Source organism: Sphingomonas sp. CCH9-F2, from assembly GCF_001556735.1.
Taxonomy (GTDB): Bacteria; Pseudomonadota; Alphaproteobacteria; order Sphingomonadales; family Sphingomonadaceae; genus Sphingomonas; species Sphingomonas ginsenosidimutans.
The window spans coordinates 1-213 of sequence record NZ_LSJO01000708.1; the positions used below are offsets into that span (position 1 = coordinate 1).

At 73.2% G+C, this 213-nt stretch carries 1 protein-coding gene; it reads left to right on the forward strand.

Going from position 1 to position 213, the window contains the following annotated elements:
• Positions 1–20: 20 nt before the first annotated feature.
• Positions 21–213: hypothetical protein (locus AX685_RS23290; RefSeq protein ID WP_231792328.1), on the forward strand; the 193-nt coding region annotated here is incomplete at its 3' end.

Below are 213 nucleotides of genomic sequence, written 5' to 3' on the forward strand. Positions count from 1 at the left end.
GTGCGAGCGGCGCCGCAACGTTGATCCAGCGCGCCGCCGCGGGCAGTGACGGGAGCGACCGGCAGGATGCCCGGCGCCAGGCGCCCGTCCTCGACGACATGATGGTGACAACGACACGCCGGTGGCAGCACGCCATTCCGTGCGTCTCCGCGGCTCTGCGCCAGATCGATGCCCCGCCGCCGCGTGGCGCGGGAATCGACGTCGAGTCCCGCA